This window comes from Sphingomonas sp., from assembly GCF_042095875.1.
Lineage (GTDB): Bacteria > Pseudomonadota > Alphaproteobacteria > Sphingomonadales > Sphingomonadaceae > Sphingomonas.
The window spans coordinates 84,288-107,980 of record NZ_JBELMJ010000002.1 but is presented as its reverse complement, the minus strand read 5'-3'; the positions used below and the strand labels follow the sequence as shown (position 1 = coordinate 107,980).

General features: G+C 69.4%; 24 protein-coding genes. 3 read left to right on the top strand and 21 right to left on the bottom strand.

Annotated features, from left to right (window positions below; all coding sequences use genetic code 11):
• Nucleotides 1–162: 162 nt before the first annotated feature.
• The 18 genes from ACFDS6_RS01550 to ACFDS6_RS01465 form a co-directional block, all read right to left on the bottom strand.
• The gene (locus ACFDS6_RS01550) at nucleotides 163–561 is read right to left on the bottom strand and encodes a flagellar protein FliS (protein WP_174193855.1); all 399 of its coding nucleotides are present in this window, start codon (nucleotides 559–561) and stop codon (nucleotides 163–165) included.
• 1 nt (nucleotide 562) lies between these two features.
• A complete protein-coding gene (fliD, locus tag ACFDS6_RS01545) occupies nucleotides 563–2,071 on the bottom strand; it encodes a flagellar filament capping protein FliD (protein ID WP_375270349.1) in 1,509 nt (502 codons plus the stop codon).
• A 57-nt stretch (nucleotides 2,072–2,128) separates the two neighbouring features.
• On the bottom strand, nucleotides 2,129–3,253 hold the full coding sequence (locus ACFDS6_RS01540) for a flagellar biosynthesis protein FlhB (protein ID WP_375270348.1): 1,125 nt from the start codon (nucleotides 3,251–3,253) through the stop codon (nucleotides 2,129–2,131).
• Complete coding sequence (gene fliR, locus ACFDS6_RS01535) at nucleotides 3,253–4,026, bottom strand: flagellar biosynthetic protein FliR (RefSeq protein WP_375270347.1); 774 nt, start codon at nucleotides 4,024–4,026, stop codon at nucleotides 3,253–3,255. Before fliR ends, ACFDS6_RS01540 begins: the two co-directional genes overlap by 1 nt.
• Nucleotides 4,027–4,240: 214 nt before the next feature.
• Nucleotides 4,241–4,522, bottom strand: coding sequence for a flagellar biosynthesis protein FliQ (fliQ, locus tag ACFDS6_RS01530; RefSeq protein ID WP_375270346.1), 282 nt, complete (start codon nucleotides 4,520–4,522; stop codon nucleotides 4,241–4,243).
• Between the two features lie 42 nt (nucleotides 4,523–4,564).
• Nucleotides 4,565–5,461 (bottom strand): flagellar type III secretion system pore protein FliP, encoded by an 897-nt coding sequence (fliP, locus tag ACFDS6_RS01525; protein ID WP_375270345.1) that lies wholly within the window; start codon nucleotides 5,459–5,461, stop codon nucleotides 4,565–4,567.
• On the bottom strand, nucleotides 5,458–5,805 hold the full coding sequence (locus ACFDS6_RS01520) for a FliO/MopB family protein (RefSeq protein ID WP_375270344.1): 348 nt from the start codon (nucleotides 5,803–5,805) through the stop codon (nucleotides 5,458–5,460). The genes fliP and ACFDS6_RS01520 overlap by 4 nt, the downstream gene beginning before the upstream one ends.
• Nucleotides 5,806–5,817: 12 nt before the next feature.
• Nucleotides 5,818–6,108: a flagellar motor switch protein FliN gene (gene fliN, locus ACFDS6_RS01515; protein WP_375270343.1), complete on the bottom strand. Its 291-nt coding sequence runs from the start codon at nucleotides 6,106–6,108 to the stop codon at nucleotides 5,818–5,820.
• Nucleotides 6,105–7,079: a FliM/FliN family flagellar motor switch protein gene (locus ACFDS6_RS01510; protein WP_375270342.1), complete on the bottom strand. Its 975-nt coding sequence runs from the start codon at nucleotides 7,077–7,079 to the stop codon at nucleotides 6,105–6,107. Before ACFDS6_RS01510 ends, fliN begins: the two co-directional genes overlap by 4 nt.
• Before the next feature lie 6 nt (nucleotides 7,080–7,085).
• On the bottom strand, nucleotides 7,086–7,718 hold the full coding sequence (locus ACFDS6_RS01505; protein ID WP_375270341.1) for a flagellar basal body-associated FliL family protein: 633 nt from the start codon (nucleotides 7,716–7,718) through the stop codon (nucleotides 7,086–7,088).
• 15 nt (nucleotides 7,719–7,733) lie between these two features.
• Nucleotides 7,734–10,064 carry a flagellar hook-length control protein FliK gene (locus ACFDS6_RS01500; protein WP_375270340.1) on the bottom strand — a complete coding sequence of 777 codons (2,331 nt, stop codon included), beginning with the start codon at nucleotides 10,062–10,064 and terminating at the stop codon, nucleotides 7,734–7,736.
• A 42-nt stretch (nucleotides 10,065–10,106) separates the two neighbouring features.
• Entirely contained in the window at nucleotides 10,107–10,532 is a 426-nt protein-coding gene (locus tag ACFDS6_RS01495) for a hypothetical protein (protein ID WP_375270339.1), read from the bottom strand.
• A gap of 2 nt (nucleotides 10,533–10,534) precedes the next feature.
• Nucleotides 10,535–11,854 carry a FliI/YscN family ATPase gene (locus ACFDS6_RS01490; RefSeq protein ID WP_375270338.1) on the bottom strand — a complete coding sequence of 440 codons (1,320 nt, stop codon included), beginning with the start codon at nucleotides 11,852–11,854 and terminating at the stop codon, nucleotides 10,535–10,537.
• On the bottom strand, nucleotides 11,848–12,594 hold the full coding sequence (locus ACFDS6_RS01485; RefSeq protein ID WP_375270337.1) for a flagellar biosynthesis protein FliH: 747 nt from the start codon (nucleotides 12,592–12,594) through the stop codon (nucleotides 11,848–11,850). The genes ACFDS6_RS01490 and ACFDS6_RS01485 overlap by 7 nt, the downstream gene beginning before the upstream one ends.
• Entirely contained in the window at nucleotides 12,587–13,591 is a 1,005-nt protein-coding gene (gene fliG / locus ACFDS6_RS01480) for a flagellar motor switch protein FliG (RefSeq protein ID WP_375270386.1), read from the bottom strand. The genes ACFDS6_RS01485 and fliG overlap by 8 nt, the downstream gene beginning before the upstream one ends.
• Nucleotides 13,592–13,605: 14 nt before the next feature.
• A complete protein-coding gene (fliF, locus tag ACFDS6_RS01475; RefSeq protein ID WP_375270336.1) occupies nucleotides 13,606–15,303 on the bottom strand; it encodes a flagellar basal-body MS-ring/collar protein FliF in 1,698 nt (565 codons plus the stop codon).
• A gap of 1 nt (nucleotide 15,304) precedes the next feature.
• A complete protein-coding gene (gene fliE / locus ACFDS6_RS01470; RefSeq protein WP_375270335.1) occupies nucleotides 15,305–15,664 on the bottom strand; it encodes a flagellar hook-basal body complex protein FliE in 360 nt (119 codons plus the stop codon).
• On the bottom strand, nucleotides 15,661–16,965 hold the full coding sequence (locus ACFDS6_RS01465; protein ID WP_375270334.1) for a sigma-54 interaction domain-containing protein: 1,305 nt from the start codon (nucleotides 16,963–16,965) through the stop codon (nucleotides 15,661–15,663). Before ACFDS6_RS01465 ends, fliE begins: the two co-directional genes overlap by 4 nt.
• Before the next feature lie 305 nt (nucleotides 16,966–17,270).
• Between ACFDS6_RS01465 and ACFDS6_RS01460 the strand changes: the two genes are divergently transcribed.
• From ACFDS6_RS01460 to ACFDS6_RS01450, 3 genes are all read left to right on the top strand, one after another.
• Complete coding sequence (locus ACFDS6_RS01460) at nucleotides 17,271–18,089, top strand: flagellin (protein ID WP_375270333.1); 819 nt, start codon at nucleotides 17,271–17,273, stop codon at nucleotides 18,087–18,089.
• A 234-nt stretch (nucleotides 18,090–18,323) separates the two neighbouring features.
• On the top strand, nucleotides 18,324–19,196 hold the full coding sequence (locus tag ACFDS6_RS01455; protein WP_375270332.1) for a flagellin: 873 nt from the start codon (nucleotides 18,324–18,326) through the stop codon (nucleotides 19,194–19,196).
• A 222-nt stretch (nucleotides 19,197–19,418) separates the two neighbouring features.
• On the top strand, nucleotides 19,419–20,315 hold the full coding sequence (locus tag ACFDS6_RS01450) for a flagellin (protein WP_375270331.1): 897 nt from the start codon (nucleotides 19,419–19,421) through the stop codon (nucleotides 20,313–20,315).
• Nucleotides 20,316–20,552: 237 nt separating this feature from the next.
• Here the strand turns inward: ACFDS6_RS01450 and ACFDS6_RS01445 are convergent, their stop codons facing one another.
• The 3 genes from ACFDS6_RS01445 to flhA form a co-directional block, all read right to left on the bottom strand.
• Entirely contained in the window at nucleotides 20,553–20,723 is a 171-nt protein-coding gene (locus ACFDS6_RS01445; protein WP_375270330.1) for a hypothetical protein, read from the bottom strand.
• Nucleotides 20,724–20,828: 105 nt separating this feature from the next.
• Nucleotides 20,829–21,605, bottom strand: coding sequence for a FliA/WhiG family RNA polymerase sigma factor (locus ACFDS6_RS01440; RefSeq protein ID WP_375270329.1), 777 nt, complete (start codon nucleotides 21,603–21,605; stop codon nucleotides 20,829–20,831).
• Complete coding sequence (flhA, locus tag ACFDS6_RS01435) at nucleotides 21,602–23,692, bottom strand: flagellar biosynthesis protein FlhA (RefSeq protein ID WP_375270328.1); 2,091 nt, start codon at nucleotides 23,690–23,692, stop codon at nucleotides 21,602–21,604. Before flhA ends, ACFDS6_RS01440 begins: the two co-directional genes overlap by 4 nt.
• Nucleotide 23,693: the final 1 nt, after the last annotated feature.

The following is a 23,693-nucleotide window of genomic DNA, read 5'->3' as shown; positions in this document are numbered from 1 at the left end:
TGGTGCGCTATCCGGCGCAGCGTGGGTCGTCCCGCGAACGCGTCCGTCCCGCCATCGGGTAAGCACCGTTGTTCGCTGTTCAACGCTTGTCCACTCATCGCTCGCGCAATCAAGTGCGCGACAGAGCGGGGTTGTTCCGCGGGCGTGACGACGATGCGGCTCTCAGGCCGCGCGCGCCTGCTTCCACGCCTGCGCGATCTCATCCAACTCGTCGGCGACATGGCGGAACGGCGCGCCCGAGTGGCCGATGCTCGCCTCCACTACGCGGCGGCGCGCGCCGGCGTACAGCCGCGCGAGCACGGTCGACACTTCGCCGCCGCGCTCGAAATCGAGGTTGGCTTCCAGCGCGAACAGGATCGCGGTGGCGCGCGTCACGCGCTCGCTCTTGACCGCGTAGCGCCCGTTCTCCGCCGCCCAGGCCGAGGTGCGCAGCGCCGCGATCAGTTCCTCGTAGAGCAACTGCACCAGCGCCGGGCCGTCCGCCACCGCGGTGCGGCCGGCGAGGTCGATCTCGCGATACGTGCGCGCCGGATCGCGCAGCAGGGCCGAAGCATAGGCCATCTCAGTTCGACTTCGACCATTGGTCGATCTGCTGCTGCATGAACGACTGCGTCGACTTGTACGCCGACACCTTGGCGTTCATGCTCGAGAATTGCTGCGTCAGCCGCGCGGTCATCGACGCCGCCTGATCGGTCAACTTGTCCTGCTTCTCGGTCGTGTCGCTGCGCGTCTTCAGGTAATTGCTCGTCGACGCGCCGAGGCCGTAGATTGAGCTGGTCGCGTTCAGCTGCAGCGACTGCATCGCCGAGTAGATGCCGTCGGACGTGCCGTAGGAGAACATCGCCTCCACCGCGTCGGCGTTGGTCGTCATCGCCGCGGTCAGCGCCTTGTCGTCGACCTCCAGCATGCCCTGCCGCGTCGTGCGGATGCCGATCGCGGCCAGCGTATTGGGTACGCCCGCGCTCGCCTGGCCGTTCAACACCCTGCTCGTCAGGCCCTGGAGCGCGCGCAGCAGGTTCTTCGCCGCCGGGTCGGCGCGCAGCACGCCGGTGATCGGGTCGGTCTGTTCCTTGATGGTCGCGACGATGCCGTTGTAGGTGTCGACGAAGTCGCTCACCGCGTTGGTGATCGCGGTCGTCGGCCGGCTCGAGGTCAGCGTCGTCGTCCCGACCGCGGTCAGGTTGAGCTTCGCGCCCGCGATCAGGTCGCTGACCTCGTTGAACGCGCGCTCGACGTCGACGCCATCCATCGTCAGCTTGGCGTTCTGCGACTGGCTCGACACCTTCATCGCCGAACCGGACGACAGCGGATCGACCGCGAACGGCGCGAGGTCGGCCGAGTCCGCGGACAGCGAGAACGCCTGCGCCGCGCCGGTCGCACCTTTGAGCGACAGATACGCACCGCCGTCGGCGTCGGTCACGATCGAGGCGGTGACGCCCGACTTCTTCGCGTTGATCGCCGCGGCAATGCCCGACAGCGTGTTGTTGGTCCCGTCGATCGCGATCGCGATCGTGTCCTCTGCGCCGTCCCCGTCGGCGTCGCTGCCCTTGAGCACCGGCTTGCCGTCCGTGCCGGTCGTGACCGTCCCGATCTTCAGCGTCAGCGTGCCCGAACCGAACGTCGTCGCCTTGGGCGTCGCCACCTTCGCGCTCACCGCGGTCTGCGCGGTGGCGAGCTGCGTCACCCTGATCGTGCTGTTCAGCCCCGACAGCTTGCCGCCGGTCAGCGCGGTCGCAGACAGCACGCCCGTGTTCGACACCACCGGCTGCGAGGCGAGCGTCCCGCTCTTGACCAGATTCTCCAGCGCCTTGGTGAAATCGGTGATGTTGCTCTTGAGCGTCGCGACCGCGGAAATCTGAGACGAGATCGTGTCGAGCTTGCTCGACAGCGCGTTCTTCTTCGCCGCGAACTGCGCGTCGACCAGCGAGGTGACCAGGCTGGAGGTGTCCACCCCCGATCCGGTGCCGAGCGAGGTCAGCAGCGAGTTGGTCGCGGAGGTGGTGACGCTCGCGGTCGACTTGGTCGGCATGGGCGTCGGCGTCGTGCCGCTGGTGGCGCTGGTCGTGGTCATGGCTGTGATCCGTTAAACGACCGGCTGGTCCGAACCTTTACGCCTGCTGCCAGCTTTTCACCCCTGCTGGATGCCGTTCTCGTCGAAGCGCGCGCCCGCCGGCACCTCGACCGGCGGCTGCGTGCCGCCCGCCGCCGCGTTGACGCCGAACACGAACGCGAGCACCGTCGCGATCGCGAGGTACAAATCGTCGCGCACCTCCTGCCCCTCGCGGCTGGTGTAATAGACCGCGCGGGCGAGGGCGGGATATTCGAGCACCTGCAAGCCCCGCTCCCCCGCCAGCTCGCGGATCGCCAGCGCGGTAGCACCCCGGCCCTTGGCGACCACCACCGGCACCTGGTCGCGCCCGCGATCGTAGCGCAGCGCGACCGCGAAATGCGTCGGGTTGGTCAGCACGACGTGCGCCTCGCCCACCGCCTTGCGCACCCCGCCCGACAGCATCGCGCGCGCCTGCGCGCGCTGATGCCCCTTCATCTCCGCGTTACCCTCGCTCTCCTTGTGCTCGTCCTTGACCTCCTGCTTGGTCATGCGCAGCTTGCCGAGCAGCTGGATGATCTGCAGCGGCACGTCGAGCATCGCGATTCCGACCAGCCCCATCGCCATCACCAGCAGTACGCCGGTCAGCGTTGACCCTAGCGACGAGATCGCTTGGTTAATGTTCGAGTAAGCGAGCCCGAAGCTCGACTGCGCCACCCCCCACAGCATGTAGGCGCCGATCGCGCCGAGCAGGATCACCTTGAGCAGCGACTTGCCCAGCTCGGTCCAGCCGTTGGTCCCGAAGATGCGCTTCAGCCCCGACGCAGGGTTGAGCCGCCCGCCCTTGGGTGCGAGCACCGAGGCGTTGAACGACAGGCTGCCGAGCGCCGCCTGGCTGACCACCGCCGCCGCCATCGTGATCGCGAACAGGGTAGCCAGCGCGGGCGCGAGCTTCCATCCCGCCTGCACCAGCGGCCGCCACGGCTGGAAATCCTCCACGTCGCCGCGATCGAACGTGAAGCTCGCCGCCATCACCGCCTTGCACGCCGCGATTAGTTGCGGCCCGAAGAAGATCATCCACGCCACGCCCGCCAGCACGACCAAAGCGGTCGCGAGGTCCTTGGACTTGAGGATGTCGCCCTTCTCGCGCGCGTCCTTGCGGCGTTTCTGGGTTGGGGCTTCTGTCTTGTCGCCACCCTCCGACATCAGGCGAGCACCAGGCTCTGCGCGGCGGCGAGCGCTTCACGCACGATGACCTGCAGGTAATCGCCCATCGCCGGGAAAGCGATCGCGATCGAGACGACGCCGACCGCGAGGCTGGCGGGCAGGCCAATCGCGAACAGGTTGAGCGCGGGCGCGGAGCGCGACAGCATCCCCATGACGAGGTTGAGGCACAAGAGCAGGAACCCGACCGGTAGCGCGAGCAGGAGCCCCGCGAGGAACGCGTAACCGCCGAACAGCGCGATGTCGCGGAACTGCGCGCCGTCCAGCCACGCCGCGCCCGGCGGCAGCGCCTGGTAGCTGCGCACGATCATGTCGACCAGCACGAGGTGCCCGTCGAGCGACAGGAACAGCAGCGTCAGCATGATCGACAGGAACTGGCCGATCGCGGGGCTCGACCGCCCCGAATTGGGGTCGATCATGTTGGCGAATCCGATCCCCATCGCGCCGCCGATGATCTCGCCGGCCACCAGCGGCGCGGCGAACGCGATCTGGAGCACGAAGCCGAGCGCCAGCCCGACCAAAGCCTCCGCCACGACCGACAGGATGGTGGTGAGCGTGAAGATTTCGGCCGGCGCCTGGATCGTGTTGGTGCCGAGCACCAGCACCGCGATCGCGCCCGACAAAGCGACGCGCACCGGCAGCGGCACGGACACGTTGCCGAACACCGGCGCCGCGATCAGCGCCGCGCCGACGCGAACCATCACGAACAGCAGCGCCCAGAGCTGCGGCTCGATGGCGAGACCGAAGCCTAACACCGCGCAGCTCGCGAGAGGCTGCGTGTCGCGGCCCACGCGCGCAAGCGCGGCCAGCCTCGGCCCTGCCGAGGACTGACGACGCGGCTTTGCCGCGGCGTGGCGGGATCTCGTGGCAAGCGCCGCGGCGAAGCCGCGTCGTCGAACGGGCGCAGGGCGCGCGCCGGCCGGGCTTGCCTGCGTGGCGCGCAGCGTGCGCGCTCTCGCAGGCTGCGCCTCACCGCACCAAATCCGGGATGCGCGCGAAGATCTCGACCGTGAAATCGCTCAGCAGCCCCAGGATCATCGCGCCGAAGATCATGATCGACACCGCGACCACGATCAGCTTGGGCACGAACGACAGCGTCTGTTCCTGGATCGAGGTCGCTGCCTGCACCATGCCGAGGATCAGGCCCGACAGCAGCGCCGGGATCAGGATCGGCGCGGCGGCGAGTGCCAGCACCCACATCGTCTGGTTGGCGACCGTCAGGAAGTAATCGGCGTCGGCGAGGGGCTGCATGAGTTCAAATCCGCGAGAGGTCGGTCGGGTAGGGCGGGTGCGTCAGGTCGCGAACGAGTTGGCGAGGCTGCCCATCGTCAGCGCCCAGCCGTCGACCAACACGAACAACAGCAGCTTGAACGGCAGCGAGATGATCGTCGGCGACAGCATCATCATGCCCAGCGCCATCAGGACGGTGGCCACCACCAGGTCGATGACGATGAAGGGCAGGAACACGAGGAAGCCGATCTGGAACGCGGTCTTGAGTTCGCTGGTCACGAACGCGGGCAGCAGCACCGAATAGGGGATGTCGCGCGGCGACGCGTACGGTCCCGACTTCGCCATCTCGGCGAACATCGTCACGTCCTTGACCCGCGTCTGCTTGGTCATGAAATCGTGCAGCGGCGCGCCCGCGGTGGAGATCAGCTGCGTGCCGTTCAACCGGCCGGCGGCATAGGGCTGGATCGCGTTCACGTTGATCTGGTTCACTACCGGCGCCATCACGAAGAAGCTGAGGAACAGCGACAGGCCGATCAGCACCTGGTTGGGCGGCGTTTGCTGCAACCCCATCGCCTGGCGCAGGATCGACAGCACGATGATGATCCGCGTGAAACTGGTCATCATCAGCACGATGCCGGGCAGCACCGTGAGCAGCCCCATGATGATGAGGACCTGGAGCGACAGCGATAGCGAGCCGCCGCCCGGCGTCGCGCTCGCGTCCCCGCGCGAGAGCTGGCCGAGCGCACGGTCGATCGCGTCGCCGACGCCCGGTGCAGGCGCGGCGGGTGCGCCGGCGGGCGGCGCGACCTGCGCGAAGGCGGGGACCGCGATGCACAGCATGATGAGAATCGCGGCGAGCGCCAGCACGACGCGGGTCCAGCTATGATTGTTCTGCGGACGCGCCGCGACCGGTACGATCAGCGCGGGGCCGCGCCCGGTACGGGTCACGGTGATGCTCACGCGCGCGATCCCTTGGTGAGGCTGGCGAGCGCGTCGCGGAACGACGGCGTCGGAGCGGCAGCGGCGGGCACGAGCTCGTCCGACGCCGACACCGCGCCACCCTTGTCGACCAGCGTCACGCCGGTGCGCGCGACCGAGACGAGCAGGCGACGCCCCTCGAACTCGACCACCGCCAGCTTGACGCCGGGCGAGATCATCATCGTCTCGCGCACCGCGATCCCCCGCGTCGCGGCCGCGCCCGGCATCCGCGTCTCCAGCTTGCGCCACAGGTACAGCGAACCGATCATCAGCCCGCACACCAGCGGCAAGAGCACGATCAGCTTGAGCACGTAGGTCCACATCATCGGACTTGCGCCTCAGCCGCGCTTCTCGGGCGAGACGAGCTCGAGCAGCTTGACGCCGAAGCGCTCGCCCACCGTCACCACCTCGCCGCGGCCGATCAGCGTGCCGTTGACGAACACGTCGAGCAATTCGCCCGCCTGGCGGTCGAGCTCGATCACGCTGCCTTCGCCCAGCGCCAGCAGTTCGCGCAGCGCCAGCGTCGTCGATCCAATCTCGACCGTCAGCTTGACGTCGACGTCCTGCAACAGCCGCAGGTTCGCGGCCACAGCGGAGTCGACCGCGAAATCGGCGGTCATGTCGTTCATACGATAGGTCCTTTGAGCGTGGAGATGCGGATCGCGGCGCGACCGTTGGAGGTGCCGACAGTGCCGGTGCCGACGCAGGTGTCGCCGATCACGATCGGCACGTCGTTGTTGAACGCGATCGGGATCACGTCGCCGGGTTTCAGGTCCATCAACCGGTGCAGCGGCAGCACCGGCTCGGCGAGCACGGAGCGAACGGGCATCCGCACCGTCATCGCGGCGCGGGTCAGTGCCATCTGCCACCCGGCGTCGACCTCGACCGCCTTGGCGACGACCTTGCCGGTCAGCACCTGCGTGAAGGGCTTGAGCGTGCCGACCGGGTAGAGCAGGTCGACGAACACCGGCTTGGCGCCCTCGCTCGCCACGCCGAAGCGCGTGACGACCATGACCTCGTCCGTTTCAATACCCTGAAGGTGCGCGGCGTTGGATTCGCAGATCCCGACCGAGAAGGCGGCGCGCGCCACCGGTTCCCACGTCAGCTCCAGCTGGTCGGCGACGCCCGCGCCCAGCCGCGTCACCAGCGCCTCGGCGGCGGGCGACAGGTCGGTCGCGGCGACCGGACCGGTGCCAGTGCCGGTGCCGCCGAAGAAGATGTCGAGCAGCCCGACGACGAACGCGCCGTCGACCGCGCACAGCATCGCGCGCCCGTCCATCCCCATCGGCAACCACGCGGTCAGCGCGTCGCCGCGCTCGGCGCGATAGTCGGAGAAGCGGACGACCTCGAGCGGCTCGGCCCAGCAGCGTGCCTCGCGGCGCATATAGCCCTCGAACACGGGGCGCAGATTGCGCGCGAGCCGTGCCGACAGGTGCTGCAGCGTGTGGAGGTCGCCGAAGGGATGCAGCTTACTCTGCCCCAGCAGCCCCGCGTCCGCGCCGACGTGGCCGCGCGTGCGCTCGCGTCGCTCGGACGCGGGACGTGGCGCGGCGGACTTGCGCGCCGGCGTCGATTCGGGGGTTGCGGGCCTGTTAACCATGCCCGTTCACTGAACAACGAAATTGGTAAAGTAGACGTTACTGACCCCGCCGAATCCTTCCTTTTGTTCGAGCACGCCGTTGATCGCGGCGACCAGCTTGCGGGCCAGTTGCTGCTTGCCCTGGCTGGTGAACACCTGCTCCTCGGTGGTGTCGCCCAGCGTCATCAGCACCGCCGATCGGATCGCGATGTCGTTGGTCTTCAGGTGCTCGATTACCTTGTCGTCGTACGGCGTCGAGATCGCGACCCCGACCTGGACGAAATGCGTCGAATCCTGGAGGTTGGAGGTGAACTCCTTCTCCATCGGGTAGTAATTGGACGCGAACTTGTCTCCGGCCATGCTCTCCGGCGTGGGCAGGCCGCCGTGGCTCTCGGACGCCGCTTCCTCGCCGCCGCCGCCGTGGCCGCCGCCCTCGCCACCTTCGCCCGCGCGCTTCTGCTCGGACTTGGGCACCAGGTGCGGCTTGTTCGGGTCCTCCTTGGCCTCGGCATGGCCGCCGCCGACCATCCCGCTGTTCGCGGCGTACAGACCCGCGCCGACGCCGCCGCCGACCAGCACGCCCAGCCCCAGCACCAATCCCACTATCTTGACCAGCTTGCCCTTCTTCTTCGGAGCGGGCGCCGCTTCCTTGTCGCTCATGTTCGATTATCCCCGTTAAGCAATGCGTTGATCGGTCGAGCCCGCGTCGTCGTGCGAGGCCGTCTGGCGGCTCGTCGATACGGGCGTGGATGGATGGTGGCGCGGCGCGTCGCCACCGGGGCGGTCGCCGCCGCCCGCCTGACCGCCCGCGTGTCCGCCGGTCAGGTGCAGCTTCACCCCGCGCGCGTCGGCCAGCTCGGCCAGGCGCGGCTGCGCCTCGGCGAGCAGCTGCCGCGTCTGCGCCTGCTCGGCGCTGATCTGGACCTGCACCTGATCGCCGTCGCGGCGCAGCGACACGTCGATCGTGCCCAGCATGTCGGGCGACAGTCGCAGGCGGGTGTCGTTCTCCGCCGCCATGTCGCGCAGGGAGACGATCCGCTCGATCATCGCCGCGGGCCAGTGTTCGTGCCGCAGGTCGAGCGGAGCGCCCTGCGCCGTGCCGGTCGTCGGAACACCGTGGAGCGCGGGTGCTATGGGCGCGAGCGTCGCGACAAGGTCGCTCGGCTGGCGCGAGACCTGTTCGCCGAGCGCGTGGTGGATCGCCTCGGCGAACACGCGCGCCGCCGGCGCCGCCGCACCGGGCACCGGCGCTCCGACCGGCGTGCCGGTCGTACCAACGCCTGCGAGCGGAACGCCAGGAGCGGCCCCCCCGCCGGGCAGCACGATGGGAGCCGAGGCGGTCGACCGCGCGCCCACCGACACCGGCGCTCCGCTAAGTGCCCCTGCGCCCGCGTCCGAGACAATCGCAGCACCCGCGAACGGTGCGCGCGATCCGGTGACGCTCATCTGCGCTGACGCGAACGTGATGGCCTCACTGGTCGGTATTGCGGGCAAGGACGCCGCAACCGCCGGCTCGGCTACGGCGGGTAGCGGCACCGCGAGAGACATATTCGGCAGATCGATGCGGACCCGTGCTGGCTCGCCGATCATCTGGGTGAACCGCTGCTGCCCAATCGGTGCCCGAGACGTAGGCGCCACGGACGCGATGCTCGGCGCAGGCGCGCCAGCGACGAGCGACACACTGCCCCCATTCGATCGAACCCATCTGGCGGGCACCGGTGTCGCCGCCGCCTCTACCCCGATCGCCGACGCGACGATCGGAGTGGCGAGCGGCTCAGGCAAGAACGGTTGGGCGCCGGTCCGAACTGCCGGTCCCGTATTGCCGAGCGGCGCACCCGCGCGTTCGTCCTGCGCGAACATGGCAGCGGGCGCACCCGACGTCGGGAGGTCGGCAAGACCCACGATCTGCTCGGAACTCGCGGCATTATCCGGCACGCCGCGCCCGACCGACGCAGGTGCGTGCGGCACGGCGAACTCAGAAGCCGAGGGCAGGGAGACGTCCACTCCGCCCGACGCTAATGCGGGCGATGCGCGCGTACCCGATGCCAGCGACGCGTCTTCGTCGCTCCCCGGCAGCCGTGTCGTTATTGCGTCTCTCTGAGCTGCCGACGTGCCGATCGGTGCAGCAAGCGGCTCACGCGAGAATGGCTGGGTGGCAGTCCAACTCGTCGCTCCCGTGACGCCGAACGTCGCACCCGCGCGATCGCCGTTGACGAACATGCTGGTCGGCGCACCCGGCGCCGGAATGGCGTAGCGACTGAAGCGCTGCTCGGGCACGGCGACGTCATCTGACGCGCCGAGCGTCACCGATACGGGCGCGTGCTGCACGGCGAACGCCACCGGCGAGGTCAAGGAGGCGCGCAACTCGGCCGAGTGGGCTGCTGGCGACGTGCGCGTGCCCGACACGACGGAGGCGACACCATCGCTTGCCGGCAGTGATGGCGTCAACGCATGGACCCCGCCTGCCGACGTACCGATCGGTGATGCGAGCGGCGCACGCGAGACCATGAACCCGACCATCGAGGGCAGATCTTCGACCGCGTTCGCGGCGGACGCGGGCAATATGCGCGTGCCCGACGCCATCGACGCCACTCCGTCGCTTCCCGGCAGCGGCGCAGCAAGCGGAGCCATGAGCGGCGCAACAGGCGACGGCCGCATCGTGCCGACACTCGCCGTGCCCACTGTCGGCACGACCAACCTCAACGCCGGCACACCGCTGCCATCCGCGCCCGGCGCCGGACCCTCGGTCGGCGCGACCATCGCCACCACTGGCGAAGCCGTCACGCCGAGCCAGGCCAGCGCGTCCGCGTCGCTACCCAGTGCGTCGTCCTGGAGCGGCAGCGACTTGCCGGACCCGGCGTCGCTTTGCCGCTCCCCCGGCACCAGGTCGAGCATGACGGGCGCGAGCAGGTCGAGGAAGGAGGCGAGCGTTGGCGTCGCAGCGCCCGCGCTCACGGGCGGCGGCAGCGCGGCGGTGGACGACAACAGGCTGGAGATCGCGGTCATGGGCAAACGGAAACTCACCGGCAAGGGGCACCGGAGAGTGGATCAGCAAGGATCGTGCCGGTTCTTCCGCGGGGTGCCGGGCAGGTCCTGCAACGCGCGCAGCTCCGCCTCGACCAGCGCCTGCTGCCCGCGCTTGATCAGCTTCTCGATCGCGCTCTGGTCTCGCTTGGCGGCCTGCGTCGCCGCGACGGTGCGCTCGGCCGCCTGCTCGGCGGTGCGCACACGGTTGGTCGCGGCTTCCGACGATCGCTGCAACCGCTCGCGGTAATGCGCGGCGGCGGCGAGCGTCGTCGCACCCGCCTGCGCCTGGCTCGGCGCGACGGCGGCGGCGAGCTGCGCGATACGTCCGGCCAGCGCCTGCTCGCTCGCCACCTGCTCGCGCGCGCGCGCCTCGTCGGCCTGCGCCAACCCGAGTTGGAGCGTGCGGACGCGGTGGACGCGTGCGAGGCGTTTCGAGTCGAGCGCCACGTTCAGGCGTCGCCGAACACGCCGGTGAGCTCGGTCACCGCGTCAGCGAGGCTGACCGACTGATCGGTATCCTGCCGCACGAACTCCATCACCGCGGGATGATAGGCAATCGCGGCGTCGATCGCGGGGTCGCTCCCCGCCCGGTACGCGCCCATCAGCACGAGGTCGCGGTTCTGCTCATAGGTCGCCAGGTGTCGCCTGAGCGCGCGCGCTGCCGCCAGGTGCGGGCGCTCGGAGATGTCGGTCATCACGCGGCTGACCGACTTGGACACGTCGATCGCGGGGTAGACGCCGGCTTCCGCCAGCGCGCGCGTCAGCACGATGTGCCCGTCGAGGATCGAGCGCGCCGAGTCGACCACGGGATCGTTGCCGTCGTCGCCGTCGGCCAGCACGGTGTAGATCGCGGTGATCGCGCCGCCGGTGTGGACGTCCGACCCCGCGCGCTCGATCAGGTTGGGCAGCATCGCGATCGCGGACGGCGGGTAGCCGCGCGCCGACGCCGGCTCGCCCAGCGCCAGCCCGATCTCACGCCCGGCGTGCGCGACGCGGGTGAGCGAATCGATGATCAGCAGCACGTTCTTGCCCTCGGCGCGGAACGCCTCGGCGATGGCGGTGGCGCGCAGCGCGCCGCGGATGCGCAGCACCGGCGAGTGGTTGGCCGGCACCGCGACCACGACCGATCGCGCGCGCGCCTCGCCCGCCACCTTGGTCTCCAGGAAATCGGCGACCTCGCGGCTGCGCTCGCCGATGAGCCCGATGACGATCACGTCGGCCTGCGCCGCGCGCACCATCATGCCGAGCAGCACCGACTTGCCGACGCCCGATCCCGCCATGATGCCGACGCGCTGCCCCTGACCGATCGTCAGCAGCCCGTTGATCGCGCGCACGCCGACGTCGAGCGGTTCCAGCACGCGCCCGCGGTCGAGCGGTGATTGCAGCTTGCCCGCCAGCGGCCAGCGCCCGGCACCGCGGATCGGGCCAAGCCCGTCGATCGGCTTGCCCGCGCCGTCGACCACGCGGCCGAGCATCGCGGCACCCACCTCCGCCTCGCCTGCCGGCCCGCTCGGGCGCACCGGCGCCTGCGGGAGGAGCGGCGCGGGTCCACCCAGGTTCATCATCAGCGTGCGACCGCCGCGAAACCCGATCACCTCCGCCTCGACGTGGTCGCCGACGCGGCACACGGTGCCGACCGGCAGCGACAGGCCGACCGCTTCCATCAGCAACCCATCATAGGATGACAGCCGACCCGACACGCGCGCGCGCGGCGCGAAGTCGGCGTTGGCGATCGTGTCGAGGTAATCGCCCGAGAAGACGTTCAACATGTGGGCAATGCCACCCGGTCGATCGCGGCGGTGAGCTGGTCGAGCCACATCTCGGGCCCGTCCTCGACGATCGTCGACGCGGCCTCCAGCACGAAGCTGCCGCGCGTCACGCTCTCGTCGCCGACCGCGAACACGGTCGCGGGCAAATGCCCGTCGAGCAGCGCCACGTCGCCCGGATGGACGCGCAGCATCGCCGATTCGCTCGCGTCCGCCAGCAGGTCGGTCGCCGCCTCGACCCGCCGCGCGAGCAGGTCGGCGGAAACGCCCGCCTCGCCGATCACGCGGCTGACCAGCGTCATCACGGTCGCGCGCAGCCGCCCGGCGAGCAGGTCGCGGTCGAATCCGCTCGCCTGCGCCAGTGCGGCGGCGAGCCCGGTCAGCATCGCACCGTCGCGTGCCGCGGTCGCCGCCATCTCGGCGCGCGCCGCCGCGACGCCCTCGGCGTAACCCGCCTCGCGCGCGGTCTCGACCGGATCGATGAACGGCGTCGGCTCCGCGTCCGCGTCCATCGGGTCCCAGCCCGCGGTCGGGTCAGTGTCCGGCGCGGCGGGCGAGAAATGCTTCGGCCCGCCGCCGAACGCTTCCTCGATCCGCGCGATCAGTTCCGCGGGCGTGAAGCCCGACGGCCGCGTCGCGTGCGTGTCGGCGAGCGCGCTGGCCGCGGCATCGCGGCGCGCCGGGAAACCGACCACGAACCCACCCGTTTCTGCTGCTCCCGCGGAGAAACTCGCCTCAGACATAATCGTCGTCGCCCGCGCCCATCTGGATCGTGCCGTCCTTGGCGAGATTGCGCGCGACCTGGATCATTGCCTTCTGCGCGTCGAGCACCTCGGAGAGCTTCATCGGCCCGCGCGCTTCCATCTCGTCGCGGATGCCGTCGGCGGCGCGCGCCGACATGCAGCCGAGCAGCCGCGCCCGCGCCGCCTCGTCCACGCCCTTCAGCGCGCGCGTCAGCGTGTCGCCGTCGACGTTGCGGATCAGCGTGCCGAGGTTCTTGTCGTCCATCTCCAGCAGATTGTCGAAGACGAACATCGCTTCCTCGATCTGCTTGGCGACGTCGCGGTCGAGCTTGAACAGCTTCGGCATGACGCGCTGCTCGGTCGCCTTGCGCGCGCCCTGCAGCAGCTTCGCCGCCTCGCGCGTGCCGCCCAGTTGCAGCCCCTGGCTCGGTCCGCGCCCCGCGCTCTTCGCCGACCGGTTGGCGATCATCTGGCGCAGCGTCTCGACCGCCTCGGGCGTGATCGGCCCCAGCTTCGCGATGCGGTGCAGGATGTCGGGCTGTGCCGCGTCGGGGAGCAGTTCGAGCACCTGGCTGCCGACCGCGGGATCGAGGTTGGCGATCAGCACCGCGGCGATCTGCGGATGCTCCTTTTCCAGCATCTGTGCGATCTCGGGCGCGTCCAGCCAGTCGAGCAGCTCGATCTCGCACGCGGCCTCCGCCGGCGTGATGCGCGCCAGCACGCTCTCGGCCTTCTCCGGACCCAGCGCGCGGTTCATCACCGCCGCGACGTGCGGGCGCGGATCGAACGCGATCCCGTTGCGCTCGCGCGCGCGGCCGACGAAATCGTCGAGCACCAGCTCGACGTCCTCCTCGCTCACGTCCGCGACCGCGAACATCGCGCTGCCCAGTCGGCGGACCTCTTCCGGCTCCAGCTTCTGCAGGATCGCGGCGGCTTCCTCCTCGCCCACCAGCATCATCAGCACCGCGGCGCGCTCCACGCCGGTGAAGTGCCGCATCGGCAATTGCTCGCTCACGATTTCGCGTCCGCCATGATCATGTCACGCACCGCCAGCGCCGCGCGCGCCGGATTATCGCGGGTGAAGCCGCGCACCGCGCCGATCTTCTCGTCGTAGCTGCGGCTCGCCGCGATCTGCTCCAGGCTGACCGGGGGCGCGACCGTGATCGCGGGGTTGCCGTCGGCGTCCACCGCGGGCAGCGGATTGCCGTCCGCGTCGACCCCGGCGGGCGCGGCCAGGGCAGGGGTCGCCTCTTCGCGCTTCTTCATCAACGCCTTGGCGATCGGCCGCACGCCCAGCAGCAGGACCAGCAGCGCGATGACGATCGCGGTCAGGTTGCGCGCCAGCACCGGCAGCCAATTGTTGTCGTACCACGCCGGGCCGTCCTTGGCCGCATCGTCGGCGCCCGCGAACTTGCGGCTAATGACGGTCACCTGGTCCTGCCGATTGCCGTCGAAGCCGACCGCGGACTTCACCAAACTGTCGATCTGGTTGATCTCCATCGCGGTGCGGCGACCCTTCTCGGGGTCGCGCAGCAGCACCGCGACAGAGAGGCGCTTGATGCTGCCGGGTGCCGCGCGCGTCACCGACACTTCCTTGCCCAGGTCATAGGCGCGCTGGAACGAGTCCGACTGCTTGTTGGCATCGGGCGCCGGGCCGCCCGCGACCGGTGCGCTCGCGGGCGTGCCGGGGTTGCCCGTGGCGGGCTGCGGCGTCGACAGCTGTGAGGCGGGCGGCGGCGTGTTGCTCAGCGCGCCGGGTATACCGCCCGGCGCCTGCGCGTTCGCCTGGTTGCCGGTCCAATTGCCCGTCTCGGCGCGCAGGATACCGTTCTTGTCGTAGCTCTCGCGCGTGGCGCTGGTCTCGTCCATGTTGACGTCGGCCTGCACCTCGGCGGTGAAATTGCCCGCGCCGACCAGCGGCGTCAGCAGCGCGTTCAGCTGCTGGCGTACCTTGTCCTCGACCTGCCGCTGCACGCGCAACCGTGCGTCGCCGCTGTCGCTGCCGCCGTCGCCCGACTTGCTCAACAACGCGCCGAGCTGATCGACCACGGTGACGCTGTCGGGCTTCATCCCCGGCACCGACGAGGCGACGAGATTGATGATCGACGCCACCTGCGCGTCCGACAGCGAGCGTCCGGCCTGCAACTTGATGACCACCGACGCCGACGGCGCGGCATTGTCGCGCACGAACACGGTCGATTCGGGCACCGCCAGGTGGACGCGCGCCTCCGCGACCGCGTCGATCTCCTGGATCGAGCGCGCGATCTCGGTCTCGCGCGCCTGGCGCAACCGCTCGCCCTCGACCGCGCGGGAAACGCCCATCGGCAATTGGTCGAGGATCGCGTAGCCGCCCGGCGCCGCCTTGGGCAGGCCTTGCCCGGCGAGCAGCAGCCGCGCCTTGGAATAATCCTCCTCGTTGACGGTCAGCGTACCCGCGCCGTCGTCGATCTGGCTCGGGATGTTGGCGGCGGTCAGCGCGCTCGTCACCGCCGCCTTGTCGGCGTCGGGGAGCCCTGCGAACAGCGTCTTCTGCGGCGCGGCGGACAGCGCCGACCAGGCGAGCCCGGCCGCGCCGATCAACCCAACCATCAGCGCCATAGGCCCCGCGCGGCGCACCGCGGGCTGGGCCAGCGCGCCCTGGATCTGGCGCAGCGGGTTGGCGAACTTCTCGGGCACGAGATTATTCGCGGGGGCGAGTGCGTTGCTCATGTCAGACCGGCATGCTCATGATGTCCTTGTACGCGGACAGGATCTTGTTGCGGACCTGCATCGTCGCCTCGAAACCGACCGATGCCTCTTGCCGGGCGAGCATCACCTTGGCGATGTCGATCGTCTCGCCGCGCTCGTACTGCTCCGACAAAGCGCTGGCGCGCTGCTGACCGTCGTTCACCTTCGCGAGCGCGTTCTGCATCGTGTCGGCGAAGCTGGTCGGCGCGGCGGCGGTCGCGCTCTCGGGCGCCCCAGCCCCCGCGGCGGTGTTCGCGCGCTGCAACGCGCTGTTGCGCTCCAGGATCTGCGCCCTCAGCGCCATCACGCGGTCGACGCCGCCGACGCCTCCGATCGCGCTCATGCGCCGACGGCCCGCAGCGTGTTGGCCGAGGCCAGGTCGTCTCCCTGCTCGCGCGCCTTGGCCAAGCGATAGCGCAGCGTCCGCTCGGAGATGCCGAGGCGCTTGGCCGTCTCGATCCGGCTGCCGCCGCACGCGGCGAGCGTTTCGCGGATCTTGGCGAATTCCGACAGCTGCACGACCTGTCCCAGCGTCGCGGGCTCCTCAGCCTGCTCCGCGGGCGGCAGCGCGGCCGGCACCGCAGCCACCGCGGTCGGACGATCGAACAGGATGTGGTGCGCCTCGATCACCTCGGCATTGCCCGCGAACAGCAGCGCGCGCTGGATCACATTCTCCAGCTCGCGCACGTTGCCCGGCCAGTCGTGCGCCATCAGCGCCGCGATCGCGTCGTCGGACGGCCACGGCACGACGCTGCGCGCGCCGGCGTGGCGCAGGATCATCGTCGCGGCGAGCGCGGGAATGTCCTGCGCGCGCTCGGCCAGCGCCTTGGTGGTCAGCGGGAACACCGACAGGCGGTAATAGAGATCGGCGCGGAAGCGCCCGGCGGCGACCTCGGCCTGCAGATCGCGGTTGGCGCAGGCGATCACGCGCACGTCGACCGGCACCGGCTGCGTCGCGCCGATCGGCACCACCTCGCGCTCCTGCAGCACGCGTAGGAGCTTCGCCTGCAACCCCACTGGCATCTCGGCGATCTCGTCTAGCAGGATCGTGCCGCCGTGCGCCGCGCGGAAGAAGCCGTCGCCCGCCGCGGTCGCGCCGGTGAAGCTGCCCTTCACGTGCCCGAACAGCATCGCTTCCAGCATCGTCTCGGGCAGCGCGGCGCAGTTCAGCGCCACGAACGGCCCGTCGGCCCGCGCGGAGTTCGCGTGGATCGTGCGCGCCAGCACTTCCTTGCCGGTGCCGGTCGGACCGTTGATCAGCACGGTGATGTCGGCCTCCGCGACCCGCTCGGCGAGCGCCAGCAGTGCCAGGCTCTCCGGGTCCGCCGCGGTCGGCAGCTCGGGCCCACCGATCAGCGCGCGCGCGAAGGCGTTGCCGACCGCCGCGTCGCCGTGCGCGTAGCTGATCCGCGCCGGCTGCCCGTCGCGGAACGGCACCACGCCGGGCGCCTCGCCCGCGTCCGGCCGCGCGACGATCAGCGTGCGCGCCGGCACCGCCATCGCCTCGCCCTCGGCGACCAGATGCCCCGCACCCGCCTGCGCGCGCCCACCCGGCAGCTCCACGGCGAACCCCTGCGCGCGCAAGGACGACACGAGCGTCAGATGCTCGTTCATCACTCTCGCCGACGGCACGATCGAACGCATGAAATCGATTCCCTGTGTTGCTGCCCTCTTTTGCCGCCCAATTGGTTAACGCCGCGTATCCTTGCCGGGCGGCGGCAGATATTTTCCGGGCGCGTTCGCGTGGGTGCGCGCGAGGTGTTTTCCTTCCGTGTACGCGTGCCCGCACGAGGCGGCGGCCAGCGGCAAGGGCCGCGGCACCACGCTGCCGGCTGGCGGCAACAAACGGCTAAATCATGCCGCCGGGCGGTCGTTTGATGCTTCGACGGCTCGGCATCCTGCCTCGATGAACGGGGGGCGGCGGACGGGTTGGGCACAGGAGAACAGACGTGACCGTTATCGCATCCAACACCTCGGCGCTGCGCGCCACCAACGCGTCGACGATGGCGAGCAAGTCGCTCGCGACCTCGATGGAGCGCCTGTCGACCGGCAAGCGCATCAACTCGGCGAAGGACGACGCCGCCGGCCTCGCGATCAGCTCGTCGATGACCGCGCAGATCAAGGGCATGAGCCAGGGCATCCGCAACGCCAACGACGGCATCTCGATGGCGCAGACCGCCGAGGGCGCGCTCGACGAGGTCAGCAACATGCTCCAGCGCATGCGCGAGCTGAGCGTCCAGTCGCTGAACGGCACCTACGCCGATAGCGACAAGACCAACATCCGTGCCGAGCAGAAGGCGCTGAAGGATCAGATCTCCGCGGTGGTGACCAACACCGAGTTCAACAGCAAGAAGCTGTTCGATGCGGGTGCCGCGACTGGCTTCACCATCCAAACCGGCGCGAACAGCACCGACACCATTACGTTGCAGTCGGCCAACCTGGGTACCGGCGACGTGGCGGCGGTGACTGCCCTGACGTTCGCTAGCGACACGACAAGCGGTTCGTTGACGATCTACGACAATGCGCTGAAGGCAGTGTCGACGGCGCGGGCGAGCCTGGGTGCGACGCAGAACCGGCTCGAATCGGCGGTCAACAACACGACCTCGAACATGACCAACCTGTCCGACGCGCGCAGCCGAATCGAGGACACCGACTTCTCGAGCGAGACGACCGCACTCGCCAAGGCGCAGATCCTCAGCCAGGCGTCGACCGCGATGCTCAGCCAGGCGAACCAGTCGACGCAGAGCGTGCTGAAGCTGCTCGGCTGACCTGCTCGGAGCCGGCGCCGTCCCCCGCTCGGGTGTCGGCTCCGATCCCGCGGCGCCAGGCGCCACACGACGAACCCCGATGGCGAGGCCATCGGGGTTCGTTGCGTTCGGGCGCACAGGGGCGGGCATGGCAGATTTTCGACTTAATCGTGGGCCGCGCCGGTCGTTTGGAAGGGCGGCACCTTCTCCTTCGCCACGGGGGCGGCGGTCGGAGCCTGGCTTATCGGAGCACCCATGACCGTTATCGGAAGCAACATCTCATCGCTGCGCGCCTCGAACGCGGGGATCAAGGCACAGGACATGCTGTCGACCTCGATGGAGCGCCTGTCGACCGGCAAGCGCATCAACTCGGCGAAGGACGATGCCGCCGGCCTCGCGATCGCGTCCAGCATGACCGCGCAGATCAAGGGCATGAACCAGGGCATTCGGAACGCCAACGACGGCATCTCGATGGCGCAGACCGCCGAAGGCGCGCTCGACGAGGTCAGCAACATGCTCCAGCGCATGCGCGAGCTGCAGGTCCAGTCGAAGAACGGCACCTATTCGGACACCGACAAGACCAACATCACCACCGAGCAGACCGCGCTCGCCAAGCAGATCGATTCGGTGATCAAGACCACCACGTTCAACGGCAAGAACCTGTTCGACGGCACTGCCGGCACGGCCGGTGTGGTTTCGATCCAGACGGGCGCCAATACCAGCGACACCGTGTCGCTCAGCTTCTCGAACATGGCCACCGGCTATGTCGCCAACACCAAGTCGATTTCGCAAGTCGTGACGTTCGCGGTGCGCGACGCGAATGGTGCGGTCACGACCGATGCGTCGCTGCGCGCCGCCGCGACGCTCGAAGATTATGACGGTGCATTGTCAGCGGTGGCGACGCAGCGCGCTTCCTTGGGCGCATCGCAGAACCGGCTCGAGTCGGCGGTCAACAACATGACCAACAACGCCACCAACCTGTCCGACGCGCGCAGCCGGATCGAGGACGCGGACTTCTCGACCGAGACGACCGCGCTCGCCAAGGCGCAGATCCTCAGCCAGGCGTCGACCGCGATGCTCAGCCAGGCCAACCAGTCGGCGCAGGGCGTGCTCAAGCTGCTGGGCTGATCCCGTCGGCTAGGCGGGGCGCGGCGTCGCCCCCACTCGGGCGTCACGCCTCGCGCGATACGAAAGGCTCCGGCACTGCGCCGGAGCCTTTCTCGTTTTCGGCAAACAGAGCATCGATCGCGCGAAAAGTCCTTAAAGGACGCGCCGACCGGTCGTTTGATGGTGCGAACGCATCGTGCGCGCCGTGGGGGCAGCAGCGGTGCCGATGATGGAGACCCTGCCATGACCGTGATCAACAGCAACATTTCCTCGCTCCGCGCCGCCAACGCCTCGACGATGGCGAGCAAGTCGCTCGCCACGTCGATGGAGCGCCTGTCGACCGGCAAGCGCATCAACTCGGCCAAGGATGACGCCGCCGGCCTCGCCATCGCCAGCTCGATGACCGCGCAGATCAAGGGCATGAACCAGGGCGTTCGCAACGCCAACGACGGCATCAGCCTGGCGCAGACCGCCGAGGGCGCGCTCGACGAGGTCACCAACATGCTCCAGCGCATGCGCGAGCTGACCGTGCAGTCGCAGAACGGCACCTATTCGGACGACGACAAGCAGAACATCTACAAGGAGCAGGACGCGCTCGCCAACCAGATCTACTCGGTGGTCAAGAACACGCAATTTAACGGCAAGACGCTGTTCACCGGCGGTGCGACCGATGGCGCAGCGAAGACGTTCGACATTCAGACCGGCGCGAACGCCAACGACACGTTGCAGATCTCGGTCGCCGATCTCGACAGCTCGGACAACACCAAGAGCAAGCTCGCCGACATCGTCGATTTCACTGCGGCGAACGGCGGCATGACCGGCAGCTCGGTTCCCGTTACTGCGAACGGAACAACCACGCCGCCGGCCGTGCCGACACTTCAAGCTTTCGACGACGCGCTGAAGCAGATTTCCACCACCCGCGCCGGCCTCGGCGCCGCACAGAACCGGCTCGAATCGGCGGTCAACAACATGACCTCGAACGCGACCAACCTGTCGGACGCGCGCAGCCGGATCGAGGACGCGGACTTCTCGACCGAGACGACGTCGCTCGCCAAGGCGCAGATCCTCAGCCAGGCGTCGACCGCGATGCTCAGCCAGGCGAACCAGTCGGCGCAGGGCGTGCTCAAGCTGCTCGGCTAAGCCCGAACAATTCTCGGCGAGAACGAAGCCCCGGCGGTCACCCGACTGCCGGGGCTTTCGCTCGTCCGCCGCCCGCGCGGTTTCGCGCTGTCCTACATGCCGGGGGCGATGGCAGGCACGGCGCGGCGCTTTAACAGCACCATGTATATAGACTCGCGAGCGCGCGCGTACGCGTTGGCGTGACCTTAGCGTGACCTTCCGCGCCTCCGCACCTGCTTGGCACGCGCAGGACCTTGGCTACTCGCCGCCCTGCACGGTTAGGTCGTCGGTATTCGCGTCGGTGCCGTCGTCGTGCGCGGCCGTGTCGTCCTCGGCCGGGCGACGCTCCGCCTCGTGGCCGAGCGGCACGCCGCTCGCGTCCACGTCGCCGATCGGCAGTTCGGGCTCGGGCTTACGCTGGTCGGTCATCATCGCTCTCCTTCACCGCCGCCAACGCTTCGCGGGCGCAAAAGAAACCCCGCCGGCGCGGGTGGCGCGAGCGGGGCAGGGGAGAGAGGCTGTCGGCAGTTGATATCAGCGGCGCAGCATCGCCTTCTTCAGCCTGGCGTGCGCCGCCGCCTTGATCTGGCAAACCCGCGCCGCGCCGACGCCCAGCACCTGGCCGATCTCGTCCAGGTTCAGCTCTTCGACGTGGTAGAGCTGGATCACCAGCTGCTCGCGCTCGGGCAGGCTCGCGATCGCGGCGATCAGGCAATCGCGCTGCTCGGCCTCGGCCAGTTGCGTGAAGGCGTCGGGCTCGTCGCTCGCGAACCACGGCTGGTCGTCGGCGTAGACCTCGTCGATCGACTCGTACTTGACCGCGTCGGCGCTGGCATAATCGCCGCGCAGCTTCTCGACCGACACGCCCAGCCGATCGGCCAGCTCACGCTCGACCGGCGCGCGGCCGAGCTCGCCCGACAGCGCGCTGGTCGCGCGCGCGAACTCGCGGCGGCGGCGGATCGCGCCGCGCGTCATCGCGGCGTGTCGGCGCAGCTCGTCGATCATGCTGCCGCGCAGGCGGGTGGTCAGGTACTGCTTGAACGTCACCTGCCCGCGGTCCTCGAACGCCGCCGCCGCCTCAACCAGCGCGACCAGCCCGACCTGGATCAGGTCCTCGACCTCGACCGCGGTCGAGACCGAGCCGTGGACGTGCCACGCGATCCGGCGGACGAGCGGCAGGTGCGCCTGCACCAGCGCCGCGTCGTTTCGCGCGCGTACGCGCGGACTATAAGTGAGCGGCGCGCCGGTGAGGGAAGGACTCGCCACGGGCTGCGCGTCGGCGAACGTGCCGCGCATCGGCTCGGCGCTCATGCTGCCAGCGCCTGCTGGTGCGCGACGTGCGCGGGCTGGCCTGCGCCGCCGATCACGGCGACGACCTCGACGGCCTTGTCCTCGGGTACTTCGAAGAAGCTCATGACAGGGGTATCCGGCAGAACGGTTCGAACGAGTTTGCGGACAGCCACGCGGATCGCGGGCTGGACGACGAGCGCGAAGGGCTTGGCCTCGGCGATCATCGGCTGGGCGGCGGCCTGCAGCGCGTCGACGATGCGGCGGCCGAGGTCGGGCTCGATGACGTGGCGGCGCGACGGGTCGGCGCGCATCGCCTGGCCGAGCAATTGCTCCAGCCCGCCCTCCAGCGTCATGACGCGCAGCGGCTCGCGCACGCCCGCCAGCTTCTGGATGATGAGCCCGCCCAGCAGCGGCCGCGCCAGCTCGACGATCTCCTCCGCGCTGGCGCTGTGCTGCGCCGAGGCCGAGATCGCGGCGGCGATGCGGCGGAATTCCTTGAGCGGGATGCCCTCGGCCAGCAGCGCGCGGAGCACCGCGGTCAGCGTGGTGAGCGGCAGCGGCTGCGGGCACAGCGACGCGACCAGCTGCGGCGAGCGTTCCTTGAGGCCATCGAGCAGCGCCTGCACCTCGTCGGCGCCGAGCAGGTCCGACGCATGGGCGCCGAGCGCGTGGTTGAGATGCGTCGCGATCACGGTGCCGGCGTCGACCACCAGGTAACCCTGACCGGTCGCGGCGTCCGTGTCGCCCGGCGCGATCCAGGTCGCCTCCAGGCCGAAGGTCGGATCCTTCGCCTTCTTGCCGAGCAGTTCGCCGAAACCCTGTCCGGTGTCGAGCGCCAGCATCTCGTCGGGCGAGACCTGATCCTCGCCGACGCACACGCCGCCCAGCATCAGGCGATAGGTATAGGGCGCGAGGTTGATGTCGTCGCGCACGCGCACCTGCGGGACGACGAAGCCCAGCTCCTTCGACAATTGCCGGCGCACCCCGGTAATCCGCGCCATCAGCGGCGCACCGCGGCGCTCGTCGACCAGCGGCACCAGCCCGTAGCCGATGTCGAGGTTGACCATCATGCCCTCGGTCACCTCGTCCCAGCCGATTTTCGACAGGTCGGGCGCCTCGGCTACGGCCACGGGCTCGGCGGGGGCGGGGCGCTTCGCGATCTGGTTGAGCTTCCACGCGGCGAACCCGGCGATCGCGGCGATCGGCAGGATGACGAGGTGCGGCATGCCCGGCAGCACGCCGAGCAGCGTCAGGATCGCGGCGACCGGCGTCCAAGTGCGCGCCGAGCCGAACTGGCTGCCGATCTGTCCCGCCAGGTCCTTCTCCGACTTGACGCGGGTCACGATCGACGCGGCGGCGATCGACAAGAGCAATGCCGGCACCTGCGCGACCAGCGCGTCGCCGATCGCGAGCATGGTGTAGGTCTGCGCCGCTTTGGCGATGCCGAGGCCGTGGCTTACCGGACCCAGGATCAGCCCGCCGATCACGTTGGCGGCGAGGATCAGCAGTCCGGCGACCGCGTCGCCCTTCACGAACTTCGACGAACCATCCATCGATCCGTAGAATTCGGCCTCGGTCGCGACGTCGATGCGGCGCTTCTTCGCCTCGTCTGGCGTAATGAGCCCGGCGTTCAGGTCGGCGTCGATCGCCATCTGCTTGCCCGGCAACGCGTCGAGCGTGAAGCGCGCCGACACCTCGGACACACGCCCCGCGCCCTTGGTCACGACGATCAAGTTGATGATGACGATGATCGCGAACACGAACAGCCCGACGACGTAGTCGCCGCCGATCACGAAGGTGCCGAACGCCTCGATTACGTGCCCCGCGGCCGACTCGCCCTCGTGACCGTGGACCAGCACGACGCGGGTCGAGGCGACGTTCAGCCCGAGCCGGAACAGCGTCGCGAACAGCAGCACGGTCGGGAAGGCGGAGAAATCGAGCGGCTTCTCCGCGTTCAGCGCCACCATCAGCACCGCGAGGCTGATCGTGATGTTCATGATGAAGAACACGTCGAGCATGGCGGCCGGGATCGGCACCACCATCAGCACGACGAGCAGCAGGATCGCGGCGGGCAGTGCTGCCTGGCGCGCGTTGGCGAGCAGCTTCATC

What these genes read in the sequence shown, in the direction of transcription:
- ACFDS6_RS01550 (WP_174193855.1), bottom strand. Translation starts at nt 561, where the DNA reads ATGGCCTATGCTTCGGCCCTGCTGCGCGATCCGGCGCGCACGTATCGC.
- fliD (WP_375270349.1), bottom strand. Translation starts at nt 2,071, where the DNA reads ATGACCACGACCAGCGCCACCAGCGGCACGACGCCGACGCCCATGCCG.
- ACFDS6_RS01540 (WP_375270348.1), bottom strand. Translation starts at nt 3,253, where the DNA reads ATGTCGGAGGGTGGCGACAAGACAGAAGCCCCAACCCAGAAACGCCGC.
- fliQ (WP_375270346.1), bottom strand. Translation starts at nt 4,522, where the DNA reads ATGCAGCCCCTCGCCGACGCCGATTACTTCCTGACGGTCGCCAACCAG.
- ACFDS6_RS01520 (WP_375270344.1), bottom strand. Translation starts at nt 5,805, where the DNA reads ATGATGTGGACCTACGTGCTCAAGCTGATCGTGCTCTTGCCGCTGGTG.
- fliN (WP_375270343.1), bottom strand. Translation starts at nt 6,108, where the DNA reads ATGAACGACATGACCGCCGATTTCGCGGTCGACTCCGCTGTGGCCGCG.
- ACFDS6_RS01510 (WP_375270342.1), bottom strand. Translation starts at nt 7,079, where the DNA reads ATGGTTAACAGGCCCGCAACCCCCGAATCGACGCCGGCGCGCAAGTCC.
- ACFDS6_RS01505 (WP_375270341.1), bottom strand. Translation starts at nt 7,718, where the DNA reads ATGAGCGACAAGGAAGCGGCGCCCGCTCCGAAGAAGAAGGGCAAGCTG.
- ACFDS6_RS01500 (WP_375270340.1), bottom strand. Translation starts at nt 10,064, where the DNA reads ATGACCGCGATCTCCAGCCTGTTGTCGTCCACCGCCGCGCTGCCGCCG.
- ACFDS6_RS01490 (WP_375270338.1), bottom strand. Translation starts at nt 11,854, where the DNA reads ATGTTGAACGTCTTCTCGGGCGATTACCTCGACACGATCGCCAACGCC.
- ACFDS6_RS01485 (WP_375270337.1), bottom strand. Translation starts at nt 12,594, where the DNA reads ATGTCTGAGGCGAGTTTCTCCGCGGGAGCAGCAGAAACGGGTGGGTTC.
- fliG (WP_375270386.1), bottom strand. Translation starts at nt 13,591, where the DNA reads ATGCGGCACTTCACCGGCGTGGAGCGCGCCGCGGTGCTGATGATGCTG.
- fliF (WP_375270336.1), bottom strand. Translation starts at nt 15,303, where the DNA reads ATGAGCAACGCACTCGCCCCCGCGAATAATCTCGTGCCCGAGAAGTTC.
- fliE (WP_375270335.1), bottom strand. Translation starts at nt 15,664, where the DNA reads ATGAGCGCGATCGGAGGCGTCGGCGGCGTCGACCGCGTGATGGCGCTG.
- ACFDS6_RS01465 (WP_375270334.1), bottom strand. Translation starts at nt 16,965, where the DNA reads ATGCGTTCGATCGTGCCGTCGGCGAGAGTGATGAACGAGCATCTGACG.
- ACFDS6_RS01455 (WP_375270332.1), top strand. Translation starts at nt 18,324, where the DNA reads ATGACCGTTATCGGAAGCAACATCTCATCGCTGCGCGCCTCGAACGCG.
- ACFDS6_RS01450 (WP_375270331.1), top strand. Translation starts at nt 19,419, where the DNA reads ATGACCGTGATCAACAGCAACATTTCCTCGCTCCGCGCCGCCAACGCC.
- ACFDS6_RS01445 (WP_375270330.1), bottom strand. Translation starts at nt 20,723, where the DNA reads ATGACCGACCAGCGTAAGCCCGAGCCCGAACTGCCGATCGGCGACGTG.
- ACFDS6_RS01440 (WP_375270329.1), bottom strand. Translation starts at nt 21,605, where the DNA reads ATGAGCGCCGAGCCGATGCGCGGCACGTTCGCCGACGCGCAGCCCGTG.
- flhA (WP_375270328.1), bottom strand. Translation starts at nt 23,692, where the DNA reads ATGAAGCTGCTCGCCAACGCGCGCCAGGCAGCACTGCCCGCCGCGATC.